Here is a 17353-nt window from a genome sequence, read left to right on the forward strand (position 1 = left end):
TAAAATTTAAAACTGCAAAAAAATACCCTAAAGTTTCCTACTTATTTAAAAAAACCTAATCAACCGCCTTAGGATATGAGCCTAAAATCTTGAAAAATGGAACGTTGGATTTTAATTCTTCAAGAGTATTCTTTACTACTTCGTCATCAATATGACCCTCAATATCCGTAAAGAAAATGTAATCCCAAGCCTCTTTTTTAGATGGTCTTGATTCTATTTTAGTCATATTTATACCATTTCTATAAAATGGCTCTAAGGCTTTATATAACGCACCAACTTCGTTTTTTACAGAAAAAATAAACGTTGTTTTGTCATTTCCTGTTTTGCTTGGTATTTCATTTCCAATGATTAAAAATCTTGTATAGTTATAAAGATGCTTATCTATCTTTCTTTCTAAAATGTATAATCCATAAACTTCTGCCGCTGATTCGCTGGCTATTGCTGCAGATTCATAATCATCTTTTGCCATTTCTGCAGCTTTTGCTGTACTTTCAACTTCTATAAGCTGAACATGTGGCATATTTTTTAGTATCCAATCTCTACATTCTGCTATTGCAAATTTATGACTGTAAATTCTTTGAATTTCATTAATGTTTGGATTTATACTCATTAGATGTAAAGAAATTTCTAAAATAACTTCACCTATGATTTTTAAATCATACTCTAAAAACATATCGAGAGTATAGTTAACAACTCCCTCTATTGTATTCTCTACCGGAACTACGCCAAAGTCTGCTTTTTTCTTGACTATCTCTTCAAATACATCTTTTATTGTTGATACGGGTATATGCTCTACAGAATGTCCAAAGTATTTTAGGCTTGCTTGATGGGTAAACGTTGCCTTTGGTCCAAGATAAACGACTTTAATATTCTCTTCTATGCTTCTACAAGCTGAAATTATCTCTCTAAATATATGCTTTACAATATCCGTTGGAAGTGGTCCTTTGTTGAGTTTTTCTAATCTATCAAAAATTTCCTTCTCTCTGCTTGGAACGAAGATTGGAAGGTTGTTTGCTTTTTTAATCTCTCCAACTTCTTTAGCTAAGGTTGCTCTTTTATTTATAAGCTCTAAAATCTGATTGTCTATACTGTCAATTTCTTGCCGCAAAGCTTTTAGCTTTTCTTGATAATCCATTTATTTACTACTCCTGACTATATCATATAAAACATCGTAAATCTCTTTTCCCCCTGCAATTACATCTCCGGAGGATAGATCTTTTCCCCCTTCAAAATTTGAGTATATGCCGCCTGCTTCTTGAATGAGTAATACACCTGCTGCTATATCCCAAATTGAAAGCTTCATCTCAAAAAATCCATCAAAAACACCCTCTGCTACTAATGCTAAATCAACTGCTGCGGCTCCGGGTCTTCTAACTCCTGAAAATGTAATCATTGCTTTTTTTAGCATGTTAAGATAATTATCAAGCTCTGCTACATATCTAAATGGAAAGCCTGTTGACACAACTGCCTGCTCGATTGGTCTGTTGGATACTTTTATCTTTTCTCCGTTTAAATAGCTACCTGCTCCTTTTTCCGCCCAGTAAATTTTATCTAACATAGGAACGTAGATAACGCCAACTATCGGCTCATTGTTTTGAAGAAGTGCAACCGATACAGCAAAAATCTCAAAGCCACATATGTAGTTTTTCGTCCCATCTAATGGGTCAACCACCCAAGTAAATTCGCTTTCGCCAAACCTTCCGTCCTCTTCACCAAGAAAAGCATGGTCAGGAAAGTTTTTAAGTATGTGATTTCTTATCCTTTCTTCTGATAATTTATCAACATATGTTACAAAGTCTTTTATTCCTTTATTCTCTATATCAGATTTTTTTACTTTTTTAAAATTTTCTTTTAAAATTCCCCCACCAATAAAAGCCGCTTCTTTTGCTACTTCTAAGAATTTACTCAAGTTCAGCTCCTTTTAATCTTGGTTTTTAAATGATAGTTTTCTAAAATTTTTATAAACTTACCTTTTTGTCATCCTGAGGACGTAAGCCCGAAGGATCTCCTCTTTTAAAAAGTAAAAAAAGAGATTCCTCGCTTACGCTCAGAATGACATATAAGATTATCCTTTCTCTAATGCTTTTCAGTCAACCTTTCACTGTCATCCAGAGGACGTAAGCCCGAAGGAACACCTATTAAATTTATAAAGATTAATAACTTCTCACCCCAAAATAATCCAAACTTAACCCTTTCTTGTGATTGCCTCTAAGCAAGGTAGCTGTTTTCCTTCAAGAAGTTCTAAGAATGCACCGCCACCTGTTGATAGATAGCTTATTTTGTCTACTACACCGGCTTTATGGATTGCGTAGTCTGTATCGCCACCGCCTGCGATTGACAATGCCGGTGATTCTGCTATTGCATGAGCAAGTTCAAAGGTTCCCATTTTGAATTTATCTATCTCAAAAACTCCCATAGGTCCGTTCCAAACTATAGTTTGTGCATCTTTTATGATTTCTTTTATTAAAACTACCGATGCATGTCCTATATCAAGACCAAGCCAGCCAGATGGTATTTCTTGCCATGCAACTTCAATAACCGGTGTTTGGTCAGAAACAGCTTGACCACAGATAAAGTCTACCGGTAGATAAAATTTAACGTCCTTTTCTTTAGCTTTTTCTATTATTTCCAATGCTTTATTAATCATTTCCTCTTCAACAAGAGATGAACCTACTTTGTAGCCAAGAGCTTTTATAAAAGTAAAAGCCATTGCACCGCCGATAAATATTTTATCCACCTTGTCAAGTAAAAACTCTATAACTCCAAGCTTAGATGAAACCTTAGACCCTCCAAGAAATGCAACTACAGGTCTTTGTGGATTTAATAATGCTTTTTTAAAGTATTCTATTTCTTTCTCAAGCAAAAATCCCATTACAACAGGTTGGACGTAGTCTTTTATTCCATACATTGAAGCGTGTTTTCTATGACATGTTCCAAATGCATCTATTACATAAATTTCAGCAAGCTTTGCTAATGCTTTTGCAAATTCTGGATCATTATTTTCTTCTTCTTTATGAAATCTTAAATTTTCCAGTAGAACTATTTCACCTTCTTTCATATTTAAAACTGTTTTTTCTACATCATCACCTATACAGTCGGGTAAAAATTTAACTTCTTTTCCTACCAATCTTTCTAATCTTTTAGCCACTGGGTATAAAGAATATTTAGGGTCTGGTTTTCCTTTTGGTCTTCCAAGATGTGATGCAAGAATTATTTTTGCATTTCTATCAAGAAGATAATTTATAGTCGGAACAGTTTCTCTTATTCTTACATCATCTTCAATGTTTCCGTTTTCATCAATTGGCACGTTGTAATCAACTCTAACAAAAACTCTTTTTCCCGCTACGTCAACATCTTTTAAAGTTAGGTAATTGTCAAACATTAAACCCTCCTTTATTAAAATTCCTCTTCGTTATCTCCTTCCATACTGTCAAATAAAGTAAATCCTTCTATGTCAATTCCTTTTATCTTTAATGCGGTCTCTCTAAGTAATTCAAGATATGATGCGATTTCTCTGTAAGATTCAAGCATTGCAGACAGTTTTAATAACTGTTCTGGTGGTAATTTTTTCTCATAAATCTTAATAGCCTTCTTTATAGCAGCTTTTGTGATAACTATTTCACCGGCTTTCCTTTGCCACTCACTCCAAAATTCGTTTGTTCCAAGAGGGCTTTTGATGATAAATCTATCTAAATTTGTAATTTCTTGAGCTAAAAGTAATTCAAAATCTGTTGGTTTTTCCATCTTTTGGCTCCTTTTTTAATCTATCCAATAATTTGGTGCTTCCTGAGTTATGTAAATATCGTGAGCATGGCTTTCTCTTAAGCCTGCATTTGTTATTTTAATAAATTTGGTTTTTTCTTGAAGGTCTTTTATGGTTTTAGAACCAGTATATCCCATACCAGACCTTAATCCACCCACAAGCTGATAAACAACATCTGAAAGTGGTCCTTTAAATGGAATTCTTCCTTCAATACCTTCTGGAACAAATTTTTCGACGTTTTCTTGAGAGTATCTATCACTGCTAAATCTTGCTTTCATAGCACCAAGAGAACCCATTCCTCTATAAACTTTATAAGACCTTCCTTGATAGAAAATTCTATCTCCTGGAGCTTCTTCTGTTCCTGCAAATAGGCTTCCAAGCATTACAGTATCAGCACCGGCAGCAATAGCTTTGACTATATCTCCAGAGTATCTGATACCACCATCTGCAATCAATGTTTTTCCATATTTTTTAGTAACTTCTGCACATTTAGAAATTGCTGTAATCTGAGGAACGCCTATACCTGCAACTACCCTTGTTGTACAAATAGAACCCGGTCCTATTCCAACTTTTACTCCGTCCGCACCGGCTTTGATTAAATCCCCTGCCGCTTCTGCCGTTGCTATGTTTCCGCCAATAACATCGACCTCTGGAAATTCTCCCTTAATTTTTTCAACAGTTTCTAAAACTCTAACAGAATGTCCATGGGCAGTATCAACAACTATCACATCTACTTTTGCAGATATTAAGGCTTTTACCCTTTCCATTGTATCCGGACCAACACCAACAGCTGCACCAACCCTTAGTCTCCCTGCTGAATCTTTACAAGCGTTTGGATATCTTTTTCTTTTTACAATATCTTTGATTGTAATTAAACCCTTAAGCCTTCCTTTATCATCTACGACTGGAAGTTTTTCTACTTTATGCTTTTGAAGAATATCTATAGCTTCATCTAATGAAATACCTTCTTTTGCAGTTACTAAAGGAGCTTTTGTCATAAACTCATAAACCGGTTTTTCGTAATCTTTTTTATGGATAAATCTTAAATCTCTATTTGTTAAAATACCAACAAGCTTTTTTTCATCATCTACAACTGGAACGCCGGATATTTTATAAATAGACATTATTTCAAGAGCTTCTTTAACTGATTGATTTGGTCTAATTGTTACTGGGTCTGTAATCATTCCACTTTCAGCTTTTTTTACTTTTTCAACCTCTCTCATCTGGTCCTCAATAGACATGTTTCTGTGGATGATTCCAATTCCACCTTCCCTTGCTAAAGCTATAGCTAATCTATGTTCAGTAACTGTGTCCATTGCGGCTGATACTAACGGAATATTAACTTTTATGTTTGGTGTAAGATATGATGAAACATCTGTTTCATGGGGTAAAACATCCGATTTTTGTGGAAGCAATAAGACATCATCAAATGTTAGAGCTTCTTCTATTGGAAATGTAAGCAAGATAAAAACCTCCTAAGGATGATATAAATTAATATTTTAGCATAAAAATATGGTAAAATTTCTATTATTTTTCTTGATGGAGGAAGGATTAATTGGCAAAAGTAAAGGCTTTAAAATGCAAAGAGTGTGGAGCTGAGTATCCTGTAGAACCAATTCATGTATGTGAATTTTGTTTTGGTCCATTGGAGATTGTATACGATTATGATGAGATTAAAAAGAATATATCAAGAGAAAAAATAGAAAAAGGTCCAAAAAGTCTTTGGAGATATATTGATTTACTACCGGTAGAAAATCCAACCGTTGGTCTATCTGCCGGATTTACACCACTTGTAAAAGCAGAAAATCTTGGTAAGCTTTTAGGATTAAACAATCTTTATATAAAAGATGACTCAGTTAACCATCCAACATTATCATTTAAAGATAGAGTTGTTGCAGTTGCTCTTTCTAAGGCAAAAGAGTTTGGTTTTGATACTGCTGCTTGTGCTTCTACGGGAAACCTTGCTAACTCTGTTGCAGCTCATGCAGCATCTGCAGGAATGAAATGTTATGTATTTATACCGGCAAACTTAGAAACAAACAAAATCATTGGTAGCTTGGTTTTCAATCCTGTTGTTGTAGCAGTTGATGGAAATTATGACGATGTTAACAGGCTTTCTTCTGAAATTGCAAATGAGTTTGGATGGGCATTTGTTAATATAAACGTTAGACCTTTCTACTCTGAAGGTTCAAAAACCTTAGCATTTGAAGTTGCAGAGCAACTTGGTTGGAAAATACCAAACGTAGTAGTTGCACCTCTTGCATCAGGTTCTCTTTATACAAAGATTTGGAAAGGTTTTAATGAGTTAAAAGAAGTTGGTTTAGTAGAAGGAGACCTTCCAAGAATGCTTGGAGCACAAGCAGAAGGATGCAGTCCTATATACCAAGCACTTAAAGAAGGAAGAGATTTTATAAAACCAGTAAAACCTAATACAATAGCAAAATCTATAGCTATAGGAAACCCAGCTGACGGACCATATGCTATTAAAGTAGCAAAGGAAAGTAAAGGTGATATCCAAATAGCAACAGATGAAGAAGTTATAGAAGGTATCAAATTGCTTGCAAAAACAGAAGGAATCTTTACAGAAACAGCCGGCGGAACAACAATCGCAGTATTGAAAAAGTATGTAGAGATGGGAATGATAGATAAAGACGAGGTGGTAGTTGCTTACATTACAGGAAATGGTTATAAAACAATGGAAGTTCTTGAAGGAAAGCTTGAAAAACCTATACATATAAAACCATCATTGGCAGAGTTTAAAAGCAAAGTTATAGGTGGATAAAATGGCGTATACACTGCCAAGAAGTTTATATAACATATTAGAAGAGGCGCTTGGAAGCAAAGAAAATGAGCTTGTAACCCGTGACCTGTTTGAAGAAAGGTTTAAAGTTATTAATGAAAGATTTAATTCAATTGATGAAAAATTTAAAGTAGTTGATGAGAAATTTAAGAGATTGGAACTGAAACTAAATATTCTAATTATACTCGTTTTATTAGCTTTAACGTTATTCAATCCGGCTTTTTTAAGTATTATTGAAAAATTATTAAAACTTTAAGGAGGTTAGATAAATGGCAATAACTGTGAGAATACCAACAGCTTTAAGAAGAATTACTCAAGGACAAGGAGAAGTTCAGATATCGGCTTCTACAATCGGAGAGTTGATAGAAAATTTAGAAAAAGAATTCCCGGGCATCAAAGAAAGACTTGTTGATGAAAACGGAGAGATTAGAAAGTTTGTTAACTTTTTTGTAAATGATGAAGATATAAGATTTTTACAAGGAAAGGATACACAATTAAAAGATGGAGATGTGGTAGCTATAATACCGGCAATAGCTGGAGGAAAATAATGAATTCGATGAAGCTAAAGCTTATCTATCCGGAAGAGAAAATAAAAGAACCGCTTTTAAGTAAAGTTTGTAAAAATTTTAATATTGACATAAACATAAGAAAGGCAAACGTTCAAGAAAAGATGGGCTGGTTGGAACTTGAATTCATCGGAAATGATGAAGAAATAGAAAAAGCTATAAACTTCTTGGTAGAAAATGGCGTAGAAGTCCAACCAATAGAAGGTCAGGTTTTTATAGAATAATGAAGCCAAAAATTATAGCATTACTAGATATTGGAACATATTCAACGCGTATGTTAATAGTTGCTGTCCATTCTGACGGACGGTTTGATGAGATATTAAGCGTAGGAAGAATTACAGCACTTGGAAGAAAATTAAAAGAGACTGGCTATTTGCAAAAAGAAGCAATGGAAGAGACTTTGGCTGTTTTAAAGGAGTATGTTCAGATAGCAAGCCAGTATAAACCGGAAAAAATATTGGCAGTGGCAACGCAAGCTTGCAGAGAAGCAAAAAACGCAGATGAATTTATCTCAAAAGTAAAAGAGCTTGGAATTGATGTAAGAGTTATTACAGGAGAAGAGGAAGCAAGATTAGCTTTTATAGCAACAGCAAAAGCTTTAAACATCGAGGGAAAATTTACAGTAATAGACCAAGGTGGCGGGAGTACTGAATTTTCGTATGGAGAAAAATCAAACCTAATAGTATCTATATCATTTCCATTTGGAATTGTCAATTTTACAGAAAAATATATAAAATCAGACCCACCAAAGCCAGAAGAGATTATGCAAATAAAAGACTTTCTAAAACAACAATTGCCTATAGCCTATGAGAAGATGAAAGATACAGAAATTTTAGTTGGGCTTGGTGGAACAATTACTACGGTTGTAGCCTTAGAGTATAACATCTATCCATACGATTCTAAAAAAGTTCATGGTTCAAAACTTACCTATGAAGCAGTTACAAAATGGCTAAATAAACTTGCAAGTATGACAGTAAACCAAAGAAAAGCAATTCCTATGATAGAAGATAAAAGAGCCGAAGCTATAGTACCCGGAATTGTCATATTTCAAACAGCTATGGAAGTTTTCCAAAAAGATGAGATCACAGTTAGCGAGTGGGGAGTAAGACACGGTTTACTGTTGGAATTAATACAAAATTAGCATAAATTATTTGTATGAGTAAAAAAATATTCAATCTAAAATCAAACTTTAAACCTACCGGAGACCAGCCAAAAGCTATAAAACAGCTTTATGAAAATCTTATTTCAGGTGTAAACCAGCAGGTCTTGCTTGGTGCAACAGGAACAGGTAAGACCTTTACCATAGCCAACCTTATTGAAAAATACGGAAGACCAACCTTGATATTGTCCCATAACAAAACTTTAGCAGCACAGCTTTACAGAGAAATAAAAGAGCTGTTTCCTGACAATGCCGTTGAATACTTTGTGTCTTATTATGATTATTACCAACCGGAAGCCTACATTCCACAAAAAGACCTATACATAGAAAAAGACAGTGCAATCAATGATGCAATAGACAGGCTAAGACATTCAGCAACAAGAAGTCTGATAGAAAGACCGGATACGATTGTAGTAGCTTCTGTATCCTGCATATACGGACTTGGAACGCCAGAATTTTATGAAAAGTTAAGATTACAACTTTACGTTGGAATGGAAATAGACAGACAAACACTTTTGAGAAAATTGGTAGAACTTCAATATCAAAGGGATGACTTTTCGTTAAAAAGAGGAACGTTTAAAGTAAAAGGTGATACAGTTGAAATCTTGCCGGCATACACAGAAGACATTATTGTAAGAGTTGAGTTTTTTGGCGATGAAATAGAAAGTATATCAGAAATAGATATTTTTAATAGAGATGTAAAAAGAAAACTTGATAGAACTGTTATCTTTCCGGCGAGCCACTATGTTATACCAAGACCGGATATGTTAGAGGCTATAAAACAGATACAAAAAGATTTAGAGATAGAAGTAGAAGAGTTTAGAAGAGCAGGAAAAGAGATAGAAGCAAACAGGCTTTGGCAAAGGACAAATTACGATATAGAAATGATGCTTGAACTTGGAACGTGTAAAGGGATAGAAAACTATTCAAGATACTTTGACGGCAGAAAGCCAGGAGAACCACCTTACACTCTTATTGATTACTTTCCGGAAGATTTTTTACTTATAGTAGATGAGTCTCACGTTACAATTCCACAGATAAAAGCAATGTATAACGGAGACTTTTCAAGAAAAGAAAACCTTGTTAAATATGGCTGGAGAATGAAATCAGCCTACGATAACAGACCTTTAAAATTTGAAGAATTTGTGCAAAAAATACAAAAAGCGATTTACGTATCGGCAACACCGGCAGATTGGGAAATCAAAAGGTCAAAAGGTGTAATAGTTGAGCAGATAATCAGACCAACAGGCTTGCTTGACCCAGTAATAGAAGTTAAAAAAACCGAAGGTCAAATAGATGATTTAATCAATGAAATATGGAAAGTCAAAGAAAGGGATGAAAGAGTCATTGTAATAACGCTAACCAAAAAAATGGCAGAACATTTAGCAGATTATCTGACAGAAAGAGAAATAAAGGCAATATACCTACATTCAGAAATAGACACGATAGAGAGGGTAAAGATAATAAAAGAATTTAGAGAGGGAAAGTATGATGTAATTGTTGGTGTAAACTTATTAAGAGAAGGTCTTGATATGCCGGAAGTATCTTTAGTTGCAGTGCTTGATGCAGATAAGCAGGGATTTTTAAGGTCCAAGACAGCATTAATTCAAACTATCGGAAGAGCAGCAAGAAACGTAAATGGAAAAGCTATTTTATACGCTGATAAACTAACACCGGCAATGATAGAGACAATAGAAGAGACAAACAGAAGAAGAAAAATTCAAGAAGAGTACAATAAAAAACATGGAATAATTCCAAAAACTATATCAAAAGAGGTAAAAGACTTAATCTCCTTAGAAGAGCTTGGAATACTTGAAATATATAACCAGCTACCGGACGATATAAACTCAGAAGAAGATCTAATGAAAAAGATCGAGCAGCTTGAAAAACAGATGTGGGACTATGCTAAAAATTGGGAGTTTGAAAAAGCAGCAGAAATTAGAGACCAACTTGAAAAATTAAAAAAATTAGCAACAGTGATTGGATGAATAAAACAGGTTTATATGCGATTAAAAATTTTAGAACATTAGCTACGATGAGATTATTCCAAAAAGATTTTTAATAAAGGTGTCATCTTGCCTGTCATTTTGCAGCCGTGCGAAGAATATCCTGTTTTTCTTTTCAAATCAAAAAATCAAAAAAGGAGATCCTTCGGACTTACGTCCTCAGGATGACACAGAAAGGTAAGCTTACGAGAATTTTAGAACACTCTTCTTTGTTCGTCATTCTACAGCCGTGAGAAGAATGTCCTATCCTTGTTATCTTTTTAACAAACAAAAAATGGAAAAGTAAGCTTATGAAAATTTTATAACACTCTCAGTTAAATATGTCTCTTACTTCCGCATAAGTACTTTACGCCTTCTTCAGTCTTAGCCCAATGCTTCGTCCCAGCCGGAACTTCCAAAATATCTCCTGCCTTCAGATGATAAACTTTATCTTTTGTTCCAATAACCATAGACCCTTCTAAAATATATCTAACTTCATCTTCGCTATGTGTATGCCAATCATAATATGTTCCGGGAGAATCTTGCCAAACATATAAATCGCTATAGCCTAAGTCTATAAGCTTTTTCTTTGCCTCATTTATATCAATCATGGTCTACTCCGTTTATTTACAAATAATTTCAGTTTTGACTTTAATATCTATGAAATTAATATTATTCTTTGGTTCCGGTGCTGATACAGACTCTGCAGTTTTCATAAGCATAGTCCTGTAAATTGGCATTGGATAAACTTGGTCAGATTCGTAATCTAAACTTTTTATATTGCATGATTTATTCAATTTCTTAGAAACTTGCTGAGTAAAAGATAATGCTTTATCAATTACACTTAATTTTAATTGATATTCAATCTGTTCTGTTTTTTCTTTTGAAGCTGTCCATTCAGGTTGTGATACGCTATAATCAAGTTTATCTTTGTATTTACCACTGAAATAACTCAATTTTTCATATATTTTGTTTTGGTCTGTAGGATTTTTTAGCTCAAATACATAAAAAGAGCTTCCTTTAAAACCTTCACATTTAGTTTTATTATTTTCCCACCAACAGTTTTTGTAAACAGAAAATTTACCTCCTTTATACTCAAAACCAAGGTCTCTAATTGATTTATCAACTTCACCAAGTATATTTATTAATTCAGACTCTTTAGACCCTTTAACGCTTATATCAACACTGACAGCCAAAATATCCGGTTCAATTTCTTTCTTGTCTTGAATAATAGTTTTTATGTATGTGCATTCTTTACATTCATCTGAAAAAGCATTTATCATAGGTAGTAAAGTAAAGACAGCAGAGATGATGAAAGCTTTTTTATTCATATTTACCCTCTGTGGTAAGTTTAAAAATTTTTAGCACTAATTTTTTAAGATTATAGCAAAAGATTAACCTAAATTAAACGCATGTATAACCTTTATCCAAATTAAAAATACAACCGATGCAAATATAAGAGAGTCTATCCTGTCTAAAACTCCCCCATGACCCGGAATTAAATTAGAAGAATCTTTTTCGTTAACCTGCCTTTTGATGAAGCTTTCAAATAAGTCTCCAATCTGAAGAATAACAGCAGAAATTATCACAGGAATCATAAATTTTATGTCAAAACCAAGATACTTAATAACCAAATAACCTCCAAGCAAAGAGCCTAAAAAACTGCCAACAGCACCTTCTACAGTTTTCTTGGGAGATATTCTTGGTGAAAGTTTGTGCTTTCCAAAATTTTTTCCAACAAAGTATGCAAGTGTATCACCGGTCCAAACAACGGCAAAAAGTAAAAATAACAAATACTTATTATAATCGACTAACAAACCAAGGGATGAAACAAAAAATACACTGTAAGACAGTCCAAAAATAGTAATTGCTAAATAATTTAAATCCCATTTTTTAGATGCTACATAAAAGCTAAACAGAAATATAATTAATATAGATAAATATGTATCAATGAAAAGTAAAGATAAAGATGATAAAAAAGCCATTATAAATACTATTGGATGCTTTAACTCCGGATATTTCTTTCCAATGAGATTAAAGGCTTCATAACTTACTACAACTGTTAATAAAGTTATGACTATCTTTAAAGCTTGTGCAGGTAGATAAATGATCCCGCCGATTGTAATAGATGCTAAGACTACGGCAGATATTACTCTTTTTATTAATTCGCTCAATTTTCTTCCTTTATTGCTTCGTCTTCTAAGATGATAGGTATATCTTCTTTTATTGGATATAGTAATTTACAATTTTCACATTTTAAAAACTCTTCTTTATCTTTTTGTATTAATATTAAATCTCCTTTACAAACCGGACAGGCTAAAATGTCTAAAAGTTCTTTATTTAGCATAATTTCTCTCTCCAAATATTGCTGTTCCTATTCTAACTATTGTAGCACCTTCCTCTATTGCAACTTCAAAATCATGAGACATTCCCATAGAAAGATGAGACAGTTTTACATTATACTCTTTTTCAAGATTGTCTCTCAATGTCCGTAGTTTGATAAAATATGGTCTAACATCTTCAGGATTTTCAAAGTATGGTGGAATAGCCATTAATCCATGAATTTTTATATATTTTTTTGTAAGAATATACTCGAATAATTCTTTTAAATTATCTTTTTTAACGCCAAATTTTGACTCTTCTCCAAAGTTAACTTCAATAAGTCCATCTATAACTTTGTTTAGTTTTTCTCCTCTTTTTTCAATCTCATCAACAAGAGCTTGTCTATCAACTGAATGAATCAATTCATAGTATTTTACAGCATACTTAACTTTATTGGTTTGAAGACCACCTATTAGATGCCAATGTATATCTGCATATTCTTTAAGTTTTTCTATTTTTTCAATGCCTTCTTGTACTTTATTCTCTCCAAAGTATCTAATACCTGACTCGTAAGCTTCTATAATTTTTTCTACCGGCTGTGTCTTAGATGCTGCAAGAAGAATGACTTCTTCTCTCTTTCTTCCAACTTTATCACAAGCTTTTTGTATCCTTTCTTCAATTTTTAACACATTTTCTTTTATGCTCATTTTAACCTCTCTAATTTAGAGTTCTAAAACTTTTCAAGAATAGGAAAGACAAGAGCTATCTTCAAACCTTGCTAAGAAAACTTTAGATGTTTTTTCTTTTATAGGATAAGCTTAAATTTGTGCATTATAAATATGCTATATTATAGCAGAAGGCTTATTAAGATAGCTTTCAATTTTTACTTGACAGGTTTAAAATTTTTTTGTATATTTATGTTAACTTTTAATTTTATAACTGAACCTTGGCAATTGAATAGGTAAACTCACACAAGCTTAATTTACATGAGAACGTGAAACGTGAGATGTGGGACGTTAGAAATTTGTTTATCAACTTGCGGATTTTTTAAAAATTTGGTATAATGTTTTATACATTGGCAATTGAGTAAGAAAAATTTTAACGGATTATTAGCTTACCTATGAGGGATTGAAACAAATCATTATAGACTTCAATCTTAGCTGGCTCTTTATGTTATTAGCCTACCTATGAGGAATTGATATATCTTCAAAAAGTATCCTATTCTGTCCATTATGGTTTGTAGCCTACCTATGAGGAATTAAACAAATCGTCCATCTTAAACTCGCCCAAAAATCCTGCCAGTTATTAGCCTACCTATGAGGAATTGAAAAAGCAAGACGCTAAAAATTAGCATCTCAAAGATTTCTAACATCTATCAATAGGAAAAAAATCCCTGAAAATGTCCCAAACTATTTATTTAAAATCGAGAAAGAATAGAAAATCTTCATGAAAAAACAACTTTAAATCTTGTAAAAGTCTCTAATTTCTCATTCAAAAGATTTTCAGAAAACAGTATGACTAATACCTTTACTTTAAGAATGCTATAATAATATGCTATCTAAAAAACACTTAGGAGTAAGAAATGCTTGGAGATATCTTATTAAAGTATTGGAAAATTATACTTGGAGTTGGAATTGTTTTTGCTGTTGGAGGTTTATTTTTACAGCAAACTTTGCCGGTCATAGGAAAAATAGTTGAATTTATAGGATTTTCATTTGTTGCCATTGTTGCATACGTTCTTGGATATAAAAATGCATCAGATGAGGCTGAAAAGCAGATAAAAGCTGAAATAGAAAAATTAGCAAAACAAGACATAAGATACAAATTTGCAGCAGATAGAGCTATAAAAAATATCAAAGCACCATTGACAGGTAAAAAATAAAAATAAGGAGCTGAAAAGATGGAGTCAGCAGTATTGATTGATAAAGAGTTTGACGTTGTTATAGGGCTTGAAACCCATGTTCAAATGAACACTCAAACAAAAATGTTTTGTGGATGTAAAGTTGAGTTTGGGGCTGAGCCTAACACTAACGTATGCCCAGTTTGCTTAGCACATCCAGGGACGCTGCCGGTGATAAACAAAAGAGCCATAGAGTTTGCCATAAAAGCAGCTTTGGCGTTAAACTGCAAAGTTCATAACCTTTCTATCATGGCAAGAAAAAATTATTTTTATCCAGACCTTCCAAAAGGTTATCAGATTTCCCAGTATGACAAACCACTTGCAACAGATGGATACATAGAAATCAAAACAGAAAACGGATTTAAAAAAATAAGAATTCATAGATTACACATAGAAGAAGACGCAGGAAAAACAATACACGAGGGGAGTTTTTCTTATGTAGATTTAAACAGAGCAGGTACTCCACTGATGGAAATCGTCACTGAGCCGGATATATCCTCTGCAGAAGAAGCAAGAAAATACTTAGAAAAATTAAGAAACATCATGAGATATCTTGGTGTATCTGATGCAGACATGGAAAAAGGACAGCTTAGATGTGATGTAAATATATCCTTAAAACCAAAAGGTTCTGAAAAGCTTGGCACAAAGGTAGAGCTTAAAAATATTAACTCATTTAGATTTATCGTAAAAGCAATAGAGTATGAGATAGAAAGACAGTCTAAACTTCTCAAAAAAGGAGAAAAAATAGTTCAAGAGACAAGATTGTTTGACCCAAATACCGGAAAAACCTACACCATGAGAACAAAAGAAGAAGCACACGATTACAGATACTTCCCAGACCCAGATTTACTCCCGGTAGTAATAAAAGATGAAGAAATCCAGCAGATTAAAAACTCACTTCCAGAACTTCCAGACCAAAAATATCACAGATACATCGAAAAGCTTGGACTTCCTGAATATGACGCAGAAGTGTTAACATCCGATAAAGCCTTAGCAAACTATTTTGAAAAAGTAATAGAAATCTTTCCACAAAATCCAAAGCTTGTAGCAAATTGGATACTAAACGAGCTTCTCGGAAAGCTAAACGAAAAAGGATTAGAAATAGAAAATTCTCCTATTTCTCCAAACTCTTTGGCAGAGCTTTTATCGTTAATTACTGATGGCACAATCTCAGGAAAGATTGCAAAAGATGTGTTTGAAATAGCATTTGAGACACAAAAATCACCAAAACAGATAGTGGAAGAAAAAGGATTAAAACAAATTTCAAACGAAGATGAAATAAGAAAAATAGTAAAAGACATTCTTGCTAAATTCCCGGCAGAAGTAGAAAAATATAAATCAGGAAATGAAAAAATTCTCGGATTTTTAGTCGGACAGATAATGAAAGAAACAAAAGGAAAAGCAAACCCTCAGCTTGTAAATAAAATCATAAAAGAGGAGCTACAATGATAAAAAGATATACCCTTCCAGAGATGGGAAATATATGGAGTGAAAAAAACAAATTTCAAAAATGGTTAGATGTAGAAATAGCGGTTTGTAAAGCTTGGAATAAACTCGGGAAAATACCCGATGAAGCGTTAAAAGAAATCATAGAAAAAACACATATAGATGATGAAACAGTAGAGAGAATTAACGAGCTTGATAAAGTTTATAATCATGATGTCCTTGCTTTTGTTAGTGCAGTGGCTGAGCAGGTGGGAGAAAATGGAAGATACATACACTTAGGACTTACATCTTCTGATGTTATTGATACAGCTTTAGCATTAATCATGAGAGAAAGCTTAGACTTGCTTATAAAAGATGTTGAAAAACTTTTAGAAGTTTTAAAAGAAAATGCATTTAAGTATAAAAATACAGTAATGATGGGAAGAACTCACGGAGTCCATGCAGAGCCTATGACCTTTGGGCTTAAATTTGCATTATGGTATGAAGAGTTTAAAAGAAACAAAAAAAGATTAGAAAATGCAAGAGAAGTTATATCTGTTGGAACAATATCAGGAGCAGTGGGAACCTATTCTAACATTCCGCCAGAGCTCGAAGAGCTTACATTAAAAGAGCTTAATCTAAAACCAGAACCAGTAGCAAACCAAGTTATCCAAAGAGACAGACATGCAGAGTATATGACGGCTTTAGCAATAACAGCATCATCTTTAGAAAAAATTGCCGTTGAAATAAGACACCTACAGAGAACAGAGGTTTTGGAAGCACAAGAACCATTTAAAAAAGGACAGCGTGGCTCATCAGCAATGCCGCATAAAAAAAATCCAATCACTTGCGAGAGAATTACAGGACTTGCAAGAGTAATAAGGTCAAACAGCCTACCTGCTATGGAAGATATAACACTATGGCATGAAAGGGATATATCCCATTCATCGGTTGAAAGAGTAATACTGCCTGACAGTTCAATAGCTCTTGATTATATCTTAAATCTAACTATCAACGTATTAAAAGATTTGGTTGTATATCCGGAGAATATGAAAAAGAACATGGATAAATCAAAAGGTTTATACTTCTCTTCTAAGGTTTTAGTAGCACTTGTAGAAAAAGGATTATCAAGAGACCAAGCTTATGATATAGTTCAAAGAAACGCAATGAAAGCATGGGATACAGAAAACTTAATGTTTAAAGAGGCTTTACTACAAGACCCAGAAGTTATGTCATATTTGTCAAAAGAAGAATTAGACAAAATATTTGATGTAAACGAGTTTTTAAAAAACATAGATTATATCTACAATAGAGTGTTTGGCAGAGAGTATAGTTAAATAAATTGCGCACAATTCTTAAGTATTTTTAAGAGTATTTATTGAAAAATTTATAAAATTTAATAAGTGATCCTTCGGCCTTACGGCCTCAGGATG

At 33.3% G+C, this 17353-nt stretch carries 19 protein-coding genes; 9 read left to right on the top strand and 10 right to left on the bottom strand.

Annotation, left to right across the window (positions count from 1 at the left end; all coding sequences use genetic code 11):
* Positions 1-55 precede the first annotated feature (55 nt).
* The 5 genes from pheA to guaB all read right to left on the bottom strand — a co-directional run bounded on the left by pheA (position 56) and on the right by guaB (position 5226).
* Positions 56-1135: a prephenate dehydratase gene (pheA, locus tag SYO3AOP1_RS04160; protein ID WP_007546517.1), complete on the bottom strand. Its 1080-nt coding sequence runs from the start codon at positions 1133-1135 to the stop codon at positions 56-58.
* Positions 1136-1909 carry an inositol monophosphatase family protein gene (locus tag SYO3AOP1_RS04165; protein WP_012459511.1) on the bottom strand — a complete coding sequence of 258 codons (774 nt, stop codon included), beginning with the start codon at positions 1907-1909 and terminating at the stop codon, positions 1136-1138.
* Between the two features lie 276 nt (positions 1910-2185).
* Positions 2186-3382: a phosphoglycerate kinase gene (locus tag SYO3AOP1_RS04170; RefSeq protein WP_012459512.1), complete on the bottom strand. Its 1197-nt coding sequence runs from the start codon at positions 3380-3382 to the stop codon at positions 2186-2188.
* Between the two features lie 14 nt (positions 3383-3396).
* A complete protein-coding gene (locus SYO3AOP1_RS04175; RefSeq protein ID WP_012459513.1) occupies positions 3397-3744 on the bottom strand; it encodes a hypothetical protein in 348 nt (115 codons plus the stop codon).
* Positions 3745-3759: 15 nt separating this feature from the next.
* A complete protein-coding gene (gene guaB, locus SYO3AOP1_RS04180; protein ID WP_012459514.1) occupies positions 3760-5226 on the bottom strand; it encodes an IMP dehydrogenase in 1467 nt (488 codons plus the stop codon).
* A 92-nt stretch (positions 5227-5318) separates the two neighbouring features.
* Here guaB and thrC point away from each other — a divergent pair, with 92 nt between their 5' ends.
* Genes thrC through uvrB form a run of 6 tightly spaced genes read left to right on the top strand, consistent with a single transcriptional unit; the run spans position 5319 to position 10276 of the window.
* The gene (gene thrC, locus SYO3AOP1_RS04185) at positions 5319-6545 is read left to right on the top strand and encodes a threonine synthase (protein ID WP_012459515.1); all 1227 of its coding nucleotides are present in this window, start codon (positions 5319-5321) and stop codon (positions 6543-6545) included.
* A gap of 1 nt (position 6546) precedes the next feature.
* Complete coding sequence (locus SYO3AOP1_RS04190; RefSeq protein WP_012459516.1) at positions 6547-6819, top strand: hypothetical protein; 273 nt, start codon at positions 6547-6549, stop codon at positions 6817-6819.
* 13 nt (positions 6820-6832) lie between these two features.
* Positions 6833-7111, top strand: coding sequence for a MoaD/ThiS family protein (locus tag SYO3AOP1_RS04195; protein WP_007546504.1), 279 nt, complete (start codon positions 6833-6835; stop codon positions 7109-7111).
* On the top strand, positions 7111-7353 hold the full coding sequence (locus tag SYO3AOP1_RS04200; RefSeq protein WP_012459517.1) for an NIL domain-containing protein: 243 nt from the start codon (positions 7111-7113) through the stop codon (positions 7351-7353). Before SYO3AOP1_RS04195 ends, SYO3AOP1_RS04200 begins: the two co-directional genes overlap by 1 nt.
* Complete coding sequence (locus tag SYO3AOP1_RS04205) at positions 7353-8270, top strand: Ppx/GppA phosphatase family protein (RefSeq protein WP_012459518.1); 918 nt, start codon at positions 7353-7355, stop codon at positions 8268-8270. Before SYO3AOP1_RS04200 ends, SYO3AOP1_RS04205 begins: the two co-directional genes overlap by 1 nt.
* A 14-nt stretch (positions 8271-8284) precedes the next feature.
* Complete coding sequence (uvrB, locus tag SYO3AOP1_RS04210; RefSeq protein WP_012459519.1) at positions 8285-10276, top strand: excinuclease ABC subunit UvrB; 1992 nt, start codon at positions 8285-8287, stop codon at positions 10274-10276.
* A gap of 332 nt (positions 10277-10608) precedes the next feature.
* Here uvrB and SYO3AOP1_RS04215 read toward each other — a convergent pair whose 3' ends face one another.
* The 5 genes from SYO3AOP1_RS04215 to SYO3AOP1_RS04230 form a co-directional block, all read right to left on the bottom strand.
* The gene (locus SYO3AOP1_RS04215) at positions 10609-10884 is read right to left on the bottom strand and encodes a cupin domain-containing protein (protein ID WP_012459520.1); all 276 of its coding nucleotides are present in this window, start codon (positions 10882-10884) and stop codon (positions 10609-10611) included.
* A 12-nt stretch (positions 10885-10896) separates the two neighbouring features.
* Entirely contained in the window at positions 10897-11604 is a 708-nt protein-coding gene (locus SYO3AOP1_RS04220; protein ID WP_012459521.1) for a hypothetical protein, read from the bottom strand.
* 63 nt (positions 11605-11667) lie between these two features.
* Entirely contained in the window at positions 11668-12447 is a 780-nt protein-coding gene (locus tag SYO3AOP1_RS04225) for a phosphatidate cytidylyltransferase (protein ID WP_012459522.1), read from the bottom strand.
* Entirely contained in the window at positions 12444-12620 is a 177-nt protein-coding gene (locus tag SYO3AOP1_RS09225) for a Trm112 family protein (RefSeq protein WP_012459523.1), read from the bottom strand. Before SYO3AOP1_RS09225 ends, SYO3AOP1_RS04225 begins: the two co-directional genes overlap by 4 nt.
* The gene (locus SYO3AOP1_RS04230; RefSeq protein ID WP_012459524.1) at positions 12610-13302 is read right to left on the bottom strand and encodes a YggS family pyridoxal phosphate-dependent enzyme; all 693 of its coding nucleotides are present in this window, start codon (positions 13300-13302) and stop codon (positions 12610-12612) included. The genes SYO3AOP1_RS09225 and SYO3AOP1_RS04230 overlap by 11 nt, the downstream gene beginning before the upstream one ends.
* 875 nt (positions 13303-14177) lie before the next feature.
* Between SYO3AOP1_RS04230 and SYO3AOP1_RS04235 the strand changes: the two genes are divergently transcribed.
* The 3 genes from SYO3AOP1_RS04235 to purB are packed head-to-tail and all read left to right on the top strand — an operon-like array spanning position 14178 to position 17257.
* Positions 14178-14477: a hypothetical protein gene (locus SYO3AOP1_RS04235; RefSeq protein WP_012459525.1), complete on the top strand. Its 300-nt coding sequence runs from the start codon at positions 14178-14180 to the stop codon at positions 14475-14477.
* An 18-nt stretch (positions 14478-14495) separates the two neighbouring features.
* Positions 14496-15944 carry an Asp-tRNA(Asn)/Glu-tRNA(Gln) amidotransferase subunit GatB gene (gene gatB / locus SYO3AOP1_RS04240; protein ID WP_012459526.1) on the top strand — a complete coding sequence of 483 codons (1449 nt, stop codon included), beginning with the start codon at positions 14496-14498 and terminating at the stop codon, positions 15942-15944.
* Positions 15941-17257, top strand: a complete 1317-nt coding sequence (gene purB, locus SYO3AOP1_RS04245; RefSeq protein ID WP_012459527.1) for an adenylosuccinate lyase — start codon at positions 15941-15943, stop codon at positions 17255-17257. Before gatB ends, purB begins: the two co-directional genes overlap by 4 nt.
* The last annotated feature ends 96 nt before the right edge of the window (positions 17258-17353 follow it).

The sequence above is a fragment of the Sulfurihydrogenibium sp. YO3AOP1 genome (assembly GCF_000020325.1).
In the GTDB taxonomy this organism is placed as follows: Bacteria; Aquificota; Aquificia; order Aquificales; family Hydrogenothermaceae; genus Sulfurihydrogenibium.

Bases quoted from the DNA above. Each gene is read 5' to 3' on its own strand.
- uvrB (WP_012459519.1), top strand. From the start codon at position 8,285: ATGAGTAAAAAAATATTCAATCTAAAATCAAACTTTAAACCTACCGGA.
- SYO3AOP1_RS09225 (WP_012459523.1), bottom strand. From the start codon at position 12,620: ATGCTAAATAAAGAACTTTTAGACATTTTAGCCTGTCCGGTTTGTAAA.
- purB (WP_012459527.1), top strand. From the start codon at position 15,941: ATGATAAAAAGATATACCCTTCCAGAGATGGGAAATATATGGAGTGAA.
- SYO3AOP1_RS04215 (WP_012459520.1), bottom strand. From the start codon at position 10,884: ATGATTGATATAAATGAGGCAAAGAAAAAGCTTATAGACTTAGGCTAT.
- pheA (WP_007546517.1), bottom strand. From the start codon at position 1,135: ATGGATTATCAAGAAAAGCTAAAAGCTTTGCGGCAAGAAATTGACAGT.
- SYO3AOP1_RS04195 (WP_007546504.1), top strand. From the start codon at position 6,833: ATGGCAATAACTGTGAGAATACCAACAGCTTTAAGAAGAATTACTCAA.
- SYO3AOP1_RS04235 (WP_012459525.1), top strand. From the start codon at position 14,178: ATGCTTGGAGATATCTTATTAAAGTATTGGAAAATTATACTTGGAGTT.
- SYO3AOP1_RS04175 (WP_012459513.1), bottom strand. From the start codon at position 3,744: ATGGAAAAACCAACAGATTTTGAATTACTTTTAGCTCAAGAAATTACA.
- SYO3AOP1_RS04170 (WP_012459512.1), bottom strand. From the start codon at position 3,382: ATGTTTGACAATTACCTAACTTTAAAAGATGTTGACGTAGCGGGAAAA.
- SYO3AOP1_RS04230 (WP_012459524.1), bottom strand. From the start codon at position 13,302: ATGAGCATAAAAGAAAATGTGTTAAAAATTGAAGAAAGGATACAAAAA.
- SYO3AOP1_RS04200 (WP_012459517.1), top strand. From the start codon at position 7,111: ATGAATTCGATGAAGCTAAAGCTTATCTATCCGGAAGAGAAAATAAAA.
- gatB (WP_012459526.1), top strand. From the start codon at position 14,496: ATGGAGTCAGCAGTATTGATTGATAAAGAGTTTGACGTTGTTATAGGG.
- SYO3AOP1_RS04190 (WP_012459516.1), top strand. From the start codon at position 6,547: ATGGCGTATACACTGCCAAGAAGTTTATATAACATATTAGAAGAGGCG.
- SYO3AOP1_RS04220 (WP_012459521.1), bottom strand. From the start codon at position 11,604: ATGAATAAAAAAGCTTTCATCATCTCTGCTGTCTTTACTTTACTACCT.
- SYO3AOP1_RS04205 (WP_012459518.1), top strand. From the start codon at position 7,353: ATGAAGCCAAAAATTATAGCATTACTAGATATTGGAACATATTCAACG.